This window comes from Chelativorans xinjiangensis (genome assembly GCF_009812055.1).
In the GTDB taxonomy this organism is placed as follows: Bacteria; Pseudomonadota; Alphaproteobacteria; order Rhizobiales; family Rhizobiaceae; genus Chelativorans; species Chelativorans xinjiangense.
This window is the reverse complement of record NZ_WQNH01000006.1, coordinates 1-12,352: the sequence shown is the minus strand read 5'-3', so window position 1 is coordinate 12,352 and position 12,352 is coordinate 1. Positions and strand designations below refer to the sequence as shown.

Genomic DNA, 12,352 nt, shown 5'->3' with positions numbered 1-12,352 from the left:
GTGTGTGTTGGCCGGCAGTCTTCTAATGAGCACTGCCGTACCCGCCGCTCTTGCCGACCCGGTTGATGTGGTCGAGATCGCTGGCGGCAAAGTGAAGGGCGTCGAAACGGATGTGCCGGGCGTCCAGCTCTTCAAGGGCATTCCCTTCGCCGCCCAAACATCCGGGGCAAACCGGTGGATGCCGCCGCAGCCCGTCGAGCCATGGGAAGGGGTCATGGCCGCAGACAGATGGCCCGATCAGGTGGTTCAGGACATCAACCTCAATCCGGTTGGAAAGTTCTGGGGCGATGAGTTCTATTACGATCGTGAGTTCCTGCCCCCGGCCAGCGAAGGCAGTCTGAAGCTCAATCTCTATACCCCCGCCGCAAGCACAGACGACAACCTGCCCGTCTATGTCTGGATTCACGGCGGCGGCAACGATCACGGCTATGCCTCGGAGATCGAATTCTGGGCATCGAAACTGGCCGAAAAGGGGGTCATCGTCGTTCAGACGCAATACCGTGTCGGACCTCTTGGTTTCCTTGCGCTCGACGAACTGAGCAAGGAGAGCCCGAACGGCGCCTCCGGTAACTACGCCCTGCTCGACCTCGTCGCGACACTTCAATGGGTGCAAGACAACATACGAGGCTTTGGCGGCGACCCGAGCCGCGTGACGATAGGAGGTCAGTCGGCCGGCGGGCGAAACAGCGTCACCTTGCTCAAGAGCCCCTTGGCGAAGGGACTATTCCACCGTGCCGTCATCCAAAGCGGCTTTGGTGGCATCCTGCCTTTGGACTTCAAGACGCTGGAACAGGCAGAGACCGATAACGCTGCGGCGCTGGAGGAGATATTTGGGAAGCCGATGAACCTTGCTGATCTCCGAGCGCTACCGACGACTGAGTTCACCCAAAAGATGGTGGGAGATGATATTCTCTACAAAGCACTCGACCGAGCCATCGGCGAATACATCATCGACGGCTACTCGCTGACGCAGGAGTCGATCGACCTGCTGCGTCCGGGCGCGCTCAACGGCATCGATATCATGATCGGCGGAACTTCCGACGAACGCACCTCGCAACGAGGCGGCCCGGACCGCACCTTCGCGGATGAGGAATTCGATGCCGCCATGACCAAGATCTACGGCAACGACGACTACAAGGAGGTCTACGAGCCGTCCGATCCGCGAGAAGCGTACCGGATGTCGCTCCGGGCCGACACCGACTTCGAGTTCCAGAAGGCTCTCATTTCGGCCCAATACGCGAAGGCGCACAACAACGGCAATGTTTTCGCCTATTATTTCAATCAGGTGCCGCCGGGCCGGGACTCCGAGTTCTATGGCGCGTACCACTCGTCGGACCTGTGGTATTTCTTCAATTCGCTGCGGGAATGGCCGGGTCAGCGGCACTGGACCGATGCGGACTATCGCATGGCCGATACCATCTCGTCCTATCTTGCGAACTTTATCAAGACAGGCGATCCGAACGGCGAAGACCTGCCGGAGTGGCCCCAGCCGACGGATGGGCCGGCCTTCATGCGGTTCGCCGACGGCTATGCCCAAGCCGTGGAATCAACGCCGTATCCGAGCCGTGACGCCCTGAACCGCAAAGCAGTGTTCGACCGGTTCGAAGTAAGCGAGGGCGACCTTTCCCAGTGAAGAGACACGGTGCTTTGCGAGGATGAGGGTTCAACGCCCTCATCCTCCAAGCCTGCAAGGAGAAGACATATGAGTTTTCGACCGACCATATACCAGTTCAGTCGACAACTGGGTTTCGCTGTCGCGGCAGGCCTGTTGGCTGCCACGACAGCGGATGCTCAGACGGTGACCGCGCCCGCCGGCGACATCCACGGAACCAGCAGCGGCGAACTCCATATCTACCAGGGAATTCCTTATGCCGAGGCTCCCGTAGGCGATCTCCGCTGGGCCCCTCCGCAGCCGAAAGCTCCGTTCACCGAGCCATTCGAGGCGACGGGTTCGGGCAATGAATGCGTGCAGTTTGCCACCTTCTGGCGTCCGGACCGTCCTGCAAGCTGGACCGAAGACTGCCTGTCACTCACCGTCTATGTGCCGGCCGATCGGGGAGACAACCTGCCGGTCTTCGTTGGCTATCACGGAGGCGGATCGGTCAACGGCTCCAAGACCGACTGGGATCCGCGTGAGCTGGCGCAGGCCGGATCTGTTGTCGTGACGGCGAACTATCGCCTGGGGGCGATAGGGTATCTGGCGCTCGATGCGCTGAATGCCGAATCGAAGGACGGCCTGAGCAGCGGCAATTACGGCGACCTGGACAAGGTTCAGGCGCTTCGCTGGGTCAAGGAGAACATCTCGGCCTTCGGGGGTGATCCGAACCGCGTGACCATAGCGGGCCAATCGGCCGGCGCGCGCGGGGTCTGCTTCCTTCTCGCCTCGCCCGAGGCAGCAGGCCTGTTCCATGGAGCGGTGATGGAGAGCGGGCGCGAATGCCCGAGCACCTCGAACGCGGACCAGGTCGTGGCGGGCAGCAAATTTGTCGAGTCGATCGGCTGCGCGGATGCCGAGGATACACTCACTTGCCTTCGCTCCAAGTCGCCAGCCGAGGTGTTGACCGCGCAGGAAGATTCGGGGTTTGGTTTCCCGACGACCCATGGCGGTTATGCGCTGCCGAAGCCGCCGCTGGAAGCTTTCCGGTCAGGCGAATTCAACCGTGTCCCCGTCATCATCGGCAACACCCGCAACGAGACGCGCGTCTTTATCTATGAGGGCAACGACCTGCAGAAGCAGCCGGTTACGCGCGAGAAGTATGAATCGACGGTGCGGGAGCGCATGGGCGACAAGGCCGAAGTCGTTCTTGCGGCGTATAAGGAGGCGGAGGAAACCGCCCCCGGCATGGCGCTGGGCGACTTCGACACCGACCAGCGCTATATCTGCGGCACTCACAAGGCGATTGACGCCCTGGGCAAATGGACACCGACCTATGCCTACGAGTTCGCCGATGAGACCGCGCCGATCCGCTCCTATGCAAGCGTTCCCTCGTCCTTCGACCTTGGAGTCCCGCACAGCGCCGAACTGCCTTATCTGTGGGGCGAGGGCACGGTCCCGAACGGGCTTACCGCCGAGCAGCAGAAGCTGGCCGAACTGATGCGCGCTTATTGGGTCCGTCTCACGGATACTCGGGGCATGGCCGCATCCGAGCAGGCCGAGTGGCCGGCCTATACGCCGGAAAGCCGGCAGCGTATTGTCTTTTCCGCCGGTGGCCAGATCAGTGCTGTCCCCGAGGACCAGTATCTAGCGGACCATAACTGCGACCTCTTCGCCAAGTAGAAAGCGAGCTGCGGCCTCCTCACTGCGGTCGCAGCTCCGGTAGGGGACAGCTGATTTCGTGGAACTTGGCCGCGCGGCGTCTCAGGCGCACGGCGAATTCAGAATGAAGCGGGGGCGGACGAAAACTCTGTCGTCGATAGAGATAGATCGACCGCGCAGCGATCGGCAGCGGATAGGGCAGGACGGAAAGATACTCGTCCTGACCGTTCGAGACGATGTCGTGCCAGGAGGAGATCATCAGCCGGTCGCTGGAGCGGAGGATGGCGAAGGATGTCATCGCCGACTGGGTCTCGATCACCGAATGGCTGGGGAAGGTGACACCTTCGAAGATCCGCTCGCAGGCTCGGCGCAGTGGAGTACCTTCGATCGGCAGCAGCCAGTCGTGCCTCAGGAGGTCGGCGATCGTAACCTTGTCCACGCGGGTCAACGGATGGCCGGCCCGGCATGCGATGGCATAATTTGCGCTGAACAGCTCGTCCCCCACGATACCATGCGCTGCCATGTCGTCGCGCTTTGCACAAATCAGGTAATCGAGCTCACCGTTGCAGAGCTTTGCGAAAGCGACATCGAAGGAGTCGTCGACAAGTCGGACACGGACCGTGGGGCGATGCGACAGGTAGCATGACAGCGTCTTGGGGATCAGTGCCGTGCGTGCCAGGCCAAGGCAGCCCAGGGCGATGGTGCTGACATGGCTCTCGCCCAATGAGGCCAACTCGTCGACGGCATAGTCGAGTTCCTTGGCCGCGAGGCTGAGGCCCCTTGCAAATGCCTGTCCGGTTCGGTTCAGGACAAGGCGCTCCGCGTTGCGCACGAACAGATCGCATCCCAGGCACCGCCCGACTTCACGCAACCGCCGCAACAGAGAGGCCTGAGAAATTCCAAGCTTTTGTGCTGCCACATCGACGTCGCCAAGGCGGGCGAATGCTGCAACGGCAAGGATGTGGAGCCAAGAGATAGAACCGACTATACGACCCAGATCCGCCTCGGCGCGGTTCCCGAGCGGGCGAAGCACCGCAACCACGGTATCGTTGAGAAGCTCGAAAAACGTGGCTAGGCGGGCATGGACGACTTCCCCTTCCGGCGTCAGGCGGCTGCCGCGCGCGTCGCGCTCCATCAATCGGACGCGGAACATCTCCTCGACCTGGCGCAACGCATAGGTCATGGTCGATTGCGACATGTGGACTTCGTCGCCCGCCCGATTCAGGCTGCCCAACCGGCCGGCCGCTTCGAAGGCGCGGAAGTGCCGGATGCTGATGTGTTTCGTGCGCTCGAGAACCGATAGCGTCACCGGCGGAACCAACCCCGAATTTCTTCCTGGATCCGCATCATAGCATATTGGAAGGAATTCCAATCGGTCTCACAGTCTGACCGGAAATCCGCCATCGCGGTCTGCAAATGGCATTTTTCTGCGCTCCGGGGCTCACATACTTTAAGTATGCTCCGCTCCGGTGCTCTAAACACCATTTTCGCTCCGGCTGACAAATTTTCGGTCAGACTGTCAGGCAGGACCGGCCAAGTTTCGCTCGTCTCGGTCCGAGCCGATATCCAGGGTGCAATCGGTGTCAAGGATCATCGTCTCGCATCCGGCCGCGGAAACCGGCAGCCATTCGGGCAGGCCTGGGTGGTTCGGATCGCCGGTGCGGGCGAATGCAACCCATGCGTCCGCGACGCGGTCTGCCAGCCCGATCGCCTCCGGGCTGCCGGTGGTCCACTCGACACAGCGGTGGGCGTTGGCAAAGACGAAGGGCAATTCTGCATTGTGGAATACACCCGGCCGTCCACCAAGTGCCGGCGTGCGCCAGCGGAACCAGTAGAGATACGCAGGCGCCCGGCCTTGGCGCGCCTTGCGCCGGGCCTGGATCACAGCACATTGCCGCACGGTAGCGCCATAGGCGCGAGACCTCAGCTCGAACGGCGTAATGTCAGGATACTTGGCGCGAAACAGGCTCAATACGGCGGCACCTGTCTCACCGAAAGTGCGGGAAAACTCTTCGGCCACGGCCCGATCGGTAAGTCCTTCTGGATCGGGAACGCCGATCCCGTTTGCGAACTCGTGAAGCGTCGTGCCGACAAGCAGCGGCACCTCTGCGCTGAACTCGGGCGCCTCGGGATCGAAGGCATTGCTAGGAAGGTGGATGCCGTCGACCACGGGCTCCCACCGGACGCGGCGGTTTCGGCGGGCCGGGTTCTCGGGAATCGCGACACGCTGCAACACCGTCATTCCGAAGCGCATCAAGCGCTCCGACGGCATCTCCAGTAACCGTCGTTCGGCATCCATCCCACCGATTTCGGCGCGAATGGCCGCGCGGATATGGTCCGCCTGCTTGGCCCCGCATTGGCGGAGCGCGATGTTGCTCTGAACGACAGCGCGGTGGAACAGGCCACGCGCCGCGGGCATTCCCATCAGCGTCGTCACCTTCGCACCGCCGCCGGATTGCCCGAAGATCGTCACGCAGCCCGGATCGCCGCCGAACGCCTCGATATTGTCGCGAACCCATTCAAGCGCCAGGACGATGTCGAGCATCCCCACATTGCCTGAACCGGCGTAATTTTCTCCCAAGGGGAGGGCCGGCATGTAGCCAAAGATATTGAGCCGGTGATTGACGCTGACGATGATCACCTCGCCGCGCCGGCTGAGTTCCTCTCCATGGGTCGCCGGGAGCTCCCCGCTCGAGCCGAAAGCGAAATGGCCACCGTGAAGCCAGACCATTACCGGAAGCCGCGCTTCACGGTCGAGTGTCGGCGCCCAGATGTTGAGGTTGAGGCAGTTCTCGCTCTGCACGCCATCGCGCCACTGCAGAAGGAAACCCTCCTCCTGGTATGCGTGGGTCATCTCCTCGGCCCCGGCGCGGGGCGGCTGCGGACATATGGGCCCGAAGATCAGGCAGGGCCGCGCACCAACCCAGGACGCCTGCGGTTGTGGAGGGAGAAACCGGTTCATCCCTCCAGTATCGGCGCCATAGGGGATTCCGAGAAAGGTATAGATATCCTCGGCAAGGTATCCCGATACGCGGCCCGACCGTGTCTCGGCCTCGGCCACGCCGGGGCCGGAAAAAATGCGCTTCTGGGTTATCACCGTTCTCACCCGCCCTCGAATTGAAGAATGTCGAGGCCGCGATTGCGGTCGCACAGATAGACGATGCCCGAAGCGTCGGCGTAGACGTCGTTGCTCATCGGTGCCGGATAGCCGTCGGGCGGCTGCGGAAGAAAATGGCCGATTTCACGCGGTTGGGCCGGGTTCGATGTGTCGACCGCGCGCAGCCCCCCGCTGAACCAGGTCACGAACAGCGTGTCGCTGTGCATGGTCTCATTGTACTGATGCGCGCCGAAAGTAAGGCCGGAAAGGGCATGGGGGCTCGCGCGCTCCTGAAGATGAAACACCGAGATCGGCCGGATGTCGGCCGGGTCCTCCACGTCGAGGAACCACAGCCCCGCATGGGGTTCTCCGGGGGCAAAATCATGTTCTTCGTCAACCGCCACCGCGACCTGGCGTCCGTTATGCCGCGCCCGGATCGGCATAACGGTGTGCGTGGGGCACGGAAAGGGCGGATGGTAATTGTAACTCCCTAGTGTCCGCGGGCGCGTTATGTCGGAGCAGTCGATCATATACACGCCGGCCTTCATGCAGGCGGCCCAGAGCCGATCCCCAAATCGCAGCGCATGGTGCAAGCGGTGGCCATAGCCTTGCCAGGAAGGCGTCTCGCCGCCCGCGACATGCTGGCCCGGCATCCACCATCGGCTGACCTCCTTCGGCCGGGAAGGGTCGGCAAGGTCGTAGATGACGAGGATGTTGCCGATATATCCTTCCATTTCGGTCGAGAGGTAAAGATATCTCTCGTCCACATCGAAACGGTGGGCACCGAACCCATGCGTGCGTATATACGCGATCTCGCGTGGGCGGACCTTGTCGGAAACGTCGTAGATTTTGCAGCCGCCAAGATCGTAGGGCCGGGATGTGTAGCAACGCGCGCTGGCGACAATCATGGCGGATAACCCGGTGCGCACTGCGATCTCGGCGTCCGTCGCGCCAGGATCGGCTTCGATCGCCGCGCCCGCCCGCCGCGTCTGGTGGCGGGCAGCCTGTTCGACGTTGACGAACATCAGGTCGCCGATCACTCGCACCTTGTGCGTATGCGACCGGTTGTCGGGCAGCATGATCGTGTGGACGAGTTTCGGTCGCCTGGGATCCCGGACATCGATGATGCTGGTTCCGTGCGGAGCATTCATGTGGCCGACAAAGGCGTAGCCGTTCCCAACCGTCACCTGCCCACCGCCCGGGATATCCAGCCTGGCCAAATGCTTGAAGTTCTTGGGTTGTGTTTGGTTTGGCATGATAGCTCAATAGGGATTGATGGTTTCCTTGGCGGCGGGCCCGTCGCGAAGTACCCGCCGCATCTTCCGCCCCTTCCACCACTGCAGTGCGAGGGACAGCGCAAGCAGCCCCCACAGAGTGTTGCCTATGGACGATGAGAAGAGAATTTGAAGATCGCCCTGACCCAACCGGAGCGAGCGCAGGAGGTATTGCTCGAAAAGCGGCCCCAGGAGGACGCCGATCAGTACGGCGATGACGTTGTATCCGGTGCGGCGGCAGATGTAGCCGATGACGCCGAAAACGAGCGCGACATAGATGTCGAAGACGTAGCCCCGGTTGGCGAGCGAGGCGACGACGGTCAGCGACAGGATCAGCGGAACGAGCACGCGCGTCGGTATAAGAACGATGGTGCCCACATAGCGCGCGAGCGGCAGCACAAGGAAGACCATCACGATGTAGGCTGCGAGCATCGAGAAGAAGATGCCGTAAGCTGTTTCGGGGCGATCCGTGAAGAGGCGCGGGCCCAGAAGGATGCCGTTGTACTGAAGCACCACAGCCATGACCGCTGCTGTCGTGCCGCCGGGCACACCGATCGCGAGCAGCGGGACCAGCGTCCCTGAGGTCACGCCGTTGTTTGAGCTTTCAGCCGCGATCAGCCCCGCCGGGCTGCCGCGGCCGAAACTTTGCGGATCGGCAGAGAACAGACGCGCCTGCGCGTAGGCGACGAACGAGGCGATCGAGGCCCCGGCGCCCGGAACGATGCCGATCAAGAGGCCGATGAAGGAGGTCCACGCCAGAATCCACCATTGCCGGATACATTGACGAATTCCCTCGAATGTCCCGGTCCACCCCGAGACCTTCTGACGAGCCTCCTGCGAACTCAAGGCGATCGTTTCCCGCTCGAACATCACCATGGCTTCGGAGATGGCGAGGAGGCCGATAAGCGCGGGGACCAGCGGCACCCCCTCGTACAACTCGATGAACCCGAACGTGGCACGGGGTGTGCCGTAGATGAAGTCCGTCCCGACCACTCCCATAAGGAGGCCGAAGAAGCCGGCGATCAGCCCCTTGACGAGGTCGTCGGTGGCGATCATTGCGATCAGGCAAAGGCCGAAGACCATGATCACAACCATGTCTACGCTGTGCAGGTAAAGGCCCATCCTGGAAAGGAGGGGCAGGAAGGCGATGGCCAGGATGGTCGTGAAAAGACCGCCGGCAACCGATGCGAATGCAGAGATCGCGAGAGCCTCTTGCGAGCGTCCCTGCTTCGTCATGGCGAAGCCGTCAAGGCAGGTTGCCGCGTGTCCCCCCGTGCCGGGCATGTTGATCAGAATTGCCGGGATGCCGGCACCCATGTGCGATGCGCAATAGACGGAGACCATGAATGCCATGGACGTGTCGATGTCCATGACCAGGGTAAGGGGCAGCAGGATGAGCAGTGTGTTTTGGGCGCTGAACCCCGGAATGGCGCCCACGAGAATGCCCAGGACGACCGCAGGAACGATGATCCAAAGGTGGGTGAAGGATGCAATAAACAGCGTTCCGTAGTTCTCCCAGCCAGACAGCATCACATGCCTCCGCCGACCAGCAGAGGCGCAAGCAGGTTTTCAACCGGGCCGTAGGGCATTCTCTTGTCGAGGACAGCGATGAACAGAACGTAGACCAGCGCGGCCGTTCCGGCCGGAAGTAGCGCCAGGACGGCGGGGCTGCGCACATCGAGAATCCAGAGGCCGGCAAGTAGAGCGAAGAACAGCGACAGCGTTACGCCGAGCCACCCGATCAGCATCGCGAAACCGGCAAACACAGCGAAGAGGAGGAGGCGCCGCCGCTGATCCGGGGACCAGGCGGTGATAGTGCCCAGGCGCATCGAAGCCTCTCCCTTCGTGGCAGCAATCACCGTAGAGGTGATCTTGAGCACGATAAGGCCAAGAAGGGGAACGCCGATGAGAATCCCGTTGATGCGGGCTTCCCACTTCAGGCCCCACGTGTCCCAAAAGAAATAGAGCGCGAAGAGCCCCGCGAAGACAGGGATCAGCAGATCGGCACCCAACGCCCGTCTCTGGGCGCTGGGGCTCGTCTCGCGCGATTGGCGGCTATCCATATGCGCTCTCGGCCATCAGCTGGCCACCTAACCGGCGGTCAGCTGATCCCCATATTTCGTGGCCAGTTCGACCATGCTCTGCGCAAGCGCCATGCAAGTGGACTGATCGCGAAAACGAACGCCGTCCCAAGGTGTCACCCCGCTCTGAACGATCTCTTCCTTGAACCTGGGATCGTCGAATACGGCCGCCGAGGTATCCTGGAGCACCTTGTAGTCGTCCGGGTTGGCATCGGCCCAGCTGCGGTGAACCGCCCAGGAGCGGGTCGAGTAAAGGCTGGGAATATCGGTCCCAAAGACTTCGTTGATCAGCGGCACGTCACCGCGGGTCTCGGCCAGCACGAACTCTTCGCGGTCGAAGACCCCGAGGATACGCGCCCCTTCGATATACCCTGCAGTGCCACCGCCGCCGCATTCGGCCTCCCCATTCAACACCGCCACCACCTGGGGATTGCCCCCGCCATAGGGAACGATGTTGAACTGCGCCCCTGTGGCTTCGGCCAAGGCCAGAAGCCCGATCGTGCCCGGGTGCGGCAATCGGCTGACGGCGACGCTCACTGGCCGCTTCATGGCCGTCTCGACAACCTCTTCAACCGACGTGAATGGGCTTTCACCCGAAACCCATATGCCGCAGGGGTCCGTATCGATCCCGCAGAAGTAATAAATGTCCTCGGGGAATCTGAAATCGGGCTTCTGCAACGCGTACATGATCATCTCCGCGCTCACATTGCCGAAGAGCAAATTGCTGCCGTCCATTTCACGTTGCTTGAAGTACAGTTCATAGCCCACTTGCCCGGCCGCGCCGGGGCTGAACTGACGCTCGAAATTTTGTCCGATCTTGTCCTTCCAGCTATTGATGAAGGCGCGGGACAGGCCATCCGCCCCTCCGCCCTCTCGGGTGGGAACGATGACGTCGAAGGTCCTGCTGGGATAGTTGGCTGCGATACCTTGGCCGGCCGCGCCACCGATCGCCGATGCGGCAACAAAGCTCCCAGCGATCTTGAAGAAGCCCCTGCGATTCATGAAAGCAGCTTCATCTGGCATCTTGAATCCTCCCTTCGTGCTCTTTTTTCTGTGCACCCCGCAACGATATGGTGCTCGAGCGTCTCACGGTTATCGATTCTCTGGCCGGGGCACTGGAATTCGTTCTTCCGCGAGGGGATATTCAATCGCAATCGAATTATTTCTATATCGATGCTTCGGCCACGCATTCTATCTCAGGAGAATCGCTATCTCAGGAGAATCGCTTCAGGTTAGCGGGGGCTTTGAGTGATGAGTTCTGCGAGATAATTCTGGTCGAGAGGTGGCGAGTTTTCTTCGCACCTTGAGGCTATGCTTGTCCTTGGGATTTCTCACCAGGTTCATGGCCATGTGTTTCCGGTTCTGAGGCGGGCGAGACTATAGTGGAAGACGACGTCGAGCACCCAATGGGGTCTGTTCTCGATGCGGCCATGATCGTTCGTCTGCGTCGGCGCCGGCGGCTCTTATCTCGAAGGCCAGGGACTGACCATCGGACCGGAATACTCCAGCGAGACCGCTCTTCGGACACTGGCTGAACTTGCAAGCCGGCCGGGCTCTGCGGAGTTGGGGCGGACGACACTGCGGGCGCATTTGCTGCACGGCTGCGACTTCGACCGCTACGTTCTGGAGGATGGTGCTGTCACGCCATCCTTTCTTCGGACAGACTGATGACGATGGGTGTCGGGTCCTTCTGGCAGATCGTGATCAAGGCCTTGTCATCATCGCCGCCGTGGTCATCGACTAGTTCCAGCAGCATATGGAAGCGCGCATCACCCTGCAGCACTAGAGCATGTCCTGTGATCGATGAATCGATTGTGATGTGACGGCGACATTTTGTTCTGATTCAACCTCCATTTTGACGGAGGTGGATGATGCGCATGAAGCCTTCATCGTCGGGCTGATCGAAGAGCGCAAGGACATCACGCTGAACGAGATGGTGGAACGGTTGGTCGCCGAGCAGTCGGTGCGGATCAGCCGCAGCGCCTTGAGCGCCTGGCTTCGCGGCCGCGGTTGGACTTTCAAAAAAAGTCCGCACAAGCACTGGAGCAGGATCGCCCCGACATCCTGAAGCGGAGGCAGGCCTGGTTCGACGGCCAGCTCGATCTCGATCCCGCGAAGCTCGTGTTCATCGACGAGACCGGACTGTCGACCAAGATGGCCCGACTTCGCGGACGTGCGCCACGCGGCGAGCGCTGCCGGGCCGGCGTGCCGCATGGCCATTGGAAGACCACCACCTTTACCGGCGCGCTGCGGCTGACGGGCATGACCGCCCCGTTCGTCTACGACGGCGCCATGAACGGCAACGTCTTCCTGGCATATATCGAGCAGGTGCTGGTCCCGACCCTGTCGGAGGGCGACATCGTCGTGATGGACAACCTGCCCGCCCACAAGGCCGTCGGCGTTCGCGGCGCGATCGAGGCGGCAGGCGCCAGCCTGCTCTACCTGCCGCCCTACAGTCCCGACTTCAATCCAATCGAAAATGCTTTCTCCAAGCTCAAGGCCCTCATGCGCGCCAAAGCCGAGAGAACCATCAAGGCTTTGTGGGATGCCGTCGGTCCTATCATCGACCTCTTCACGCCGGCCGAATGCGCCAACTACTTCAGGGCCGCAGGATATGACCCGGATTAAACAGGACGTGCTCTAG

At 61.5% G+C, this 12,352-nt stretch carries 9 protein-coding genes and 2 pseudogenes; 3 read left to right on the top strand and 8 right to left on the bottom strand.

From position 1 onward, the window contains the following. Positions 1 to 25 precede the first annotated feature (25 nt). Together GM910_RS06225 and GM910_RS06220 are read left to right on the top strand one after the other, a co-directional pair. Complete coding sequence (locus GM910_RS06225; protein ID WP_246225872.1) at positions 26 to 1,633, top strand: carboxylesterase/lipase family protein; 1,608 nt, start codon at positions 26 to 28, stop codon at positions 1,631 to 1,633. 69 nt (positions 1,634 to 1,702) lie between these two features. After that, complete coding sequence (locus tag GM910_RS06220; protein ID WP_159586654.1) at positions 1,703 to 3,277, top strand: carboxylesterase/lipase family protein; 1,575 nt, start codon at positions 1,703 to 1,705, stop codon at positions 3,275 to 3,277. A 19-nt stretch (positions 3,278 to 3,296) separates the two neighbouring features. Here the strand turns inward: GM910_RS06220 and GM910_RS06215 are convergent, their stop codons facing one another. The 8 genes and pseudogenes from GM910_RS06215 to GM910_RS06185 all read right to left on the bottom strand — a co-directional run bounded on the left by GM910_RS06215 (position 3,297) and on the right by GM910_RS06185 (position 11,491). Next, positions 3,297 to 4,565: a LysR family transcriptional regulator gene (locus tag GM910_RS06215; protein ID WP_159586653.1), complete on the bottom strand. Its 1,269-nt coding sequence runs from the start codon at positions 4,563 to 4,565 to the stop codon at positions 3,297 to 3,299. Positions 4,566 to 4,775: 210 nt separating this feature from the next. Then, positions 4,776 to 6,317, bottom strand: a complete 1,542-nt coding sequence (locus GM910_RS06210; RefSeq protein WP_159586652.1) for a carboxylesterase/lipase family protein — start codon at positions 6,315 to 6,317, stop codon at positions 4,776 to 4,778. Positions 6,318 to 6,358: 41 nt separating this feature from the next. Continuing rightward, entirely contained in the window at positions 6,359 to 7,609 is a 1,251-nt protein-coding gene (locus GM910_RS06205; protein WP_159586651.1) for an LVIVD repeat-containing protein, read from the bottom strand. Positions 7,610 to 7,615: 6 nt separating this feature from the next. Beyond that, the gene (locus tag GM910_RS06200; protein ID WP_159586650.1) at positions 7,616 to 9,157 is read right to left on the bottom strand and encodes a tripartite tricarboxylate transporter permease; all 1,542 of its coding nucleotides are present in this window, start codon (positions 9,155 to 9,157) and stop codon (positions 7,616 to 7,618) included. Further along, positions 9,157 to 9,690, bottom strand: a complete 534-nt coding sequence (locus GM910_RS06195; protein WP_159586649.1) for a tripartite tricarboxylate transporter TctB family protein — start codon at positions 9,688 to 9,690, stop codon at positions 9,157 to 9,159. The genes GM910_RS06200 and GM910_RS06195 overlap by 1 nt, the downstream gene beginning before the upstream one ends. Before the next feature lie 27 nt (positions 9,691 to 9,717). Then, positions 9,718 to 10,731 carry a tripartite tricarboxylate transporter substrate-binding protein gene (locus GM910_RS06190; RefSeq protein ID WP_159586648.1) on the bottom strand — a complete coding sequence of 338 codons (1,014 nt, stop codon included), beginning with the start codon at positions 10,729 to 10,731 and terminating at the stop codon, positions 9,718 to 9,720. A 204-nt stretch (positions 10,732 to 10,935) separates the two neighbouring features. Next, a pseudogene (locus GM910_RS27140) lies at positions 10,936 to 11,141 on the bottom strand (hypothetical protein); the annotation flags it as partial. 206 nt (positions 11,142 to 11,347) lie between these two features. Next, a complete protein-coding gene (locus GM910_RS06185) occupies positions 11,348 to 11,491 on the bottom strand; it encodes a hypothetical protein (protein ID WP_159586647.1) in 144 nt (47 codons plus the stop codon). An 87-nt stretch (positions 11,492 to 11,578) separates the two neighbouring features. Here GM910_RS06185 and GM910_RS06180 point away from each other — a divergent pair. Then, positions 11,579 to 12,336, top strand: a pseudogene (locus GM910_RS06180) (IS630 family transposase); the annotation flags it as partial. Between the last annotated feature and the right edge of the window lie 16 nt (positions 12,337 to 12,352).

Coding starts and splice junctions, on each gene's coding strand:
- GM910_RS06205 (WP_159586651.1), bottom strand. CDS start 7,609: ATGCCAAACCAAACACAACCCAAGAACTTCAAGCATTTGGCCAGGCTG.
- GM910_RS06220 (WP_159586654.1), top strand. CDS start 1,703: ATGAGTTTTCGACCGACCATATACCAGTTCAGTCGACAACTGGGTTTC.
- GM910_RS06190 (WP_159586648.1), bottom strand. CDS start 10,731: ATGCCAGATGAAGCTGCTTTCATGAATCGCAGGGGCTTCTTCAAGATC.
- GM910_RS06225 (WP_246225872.1), top strand. CDS start 26: ATGAGCACTGCCGTACCCGCCGCTCTTGCCGACCCGGTTGATGTGGTC.
- GM910_RS06200 (WP_159586650.1), bottom strand. CDS start 9,157: ATGCTGTCTGGCTGGGAGAACTACGGAACGCTGTTTATTGCATCCTTC.
- GM910_RS06195 (WP_159586649.1), bottom strand. CDS start 9,690: ATGGATAGCCGCCAATCGCGCGAGACGAGCCCCAGCGCCCAGAGACGG.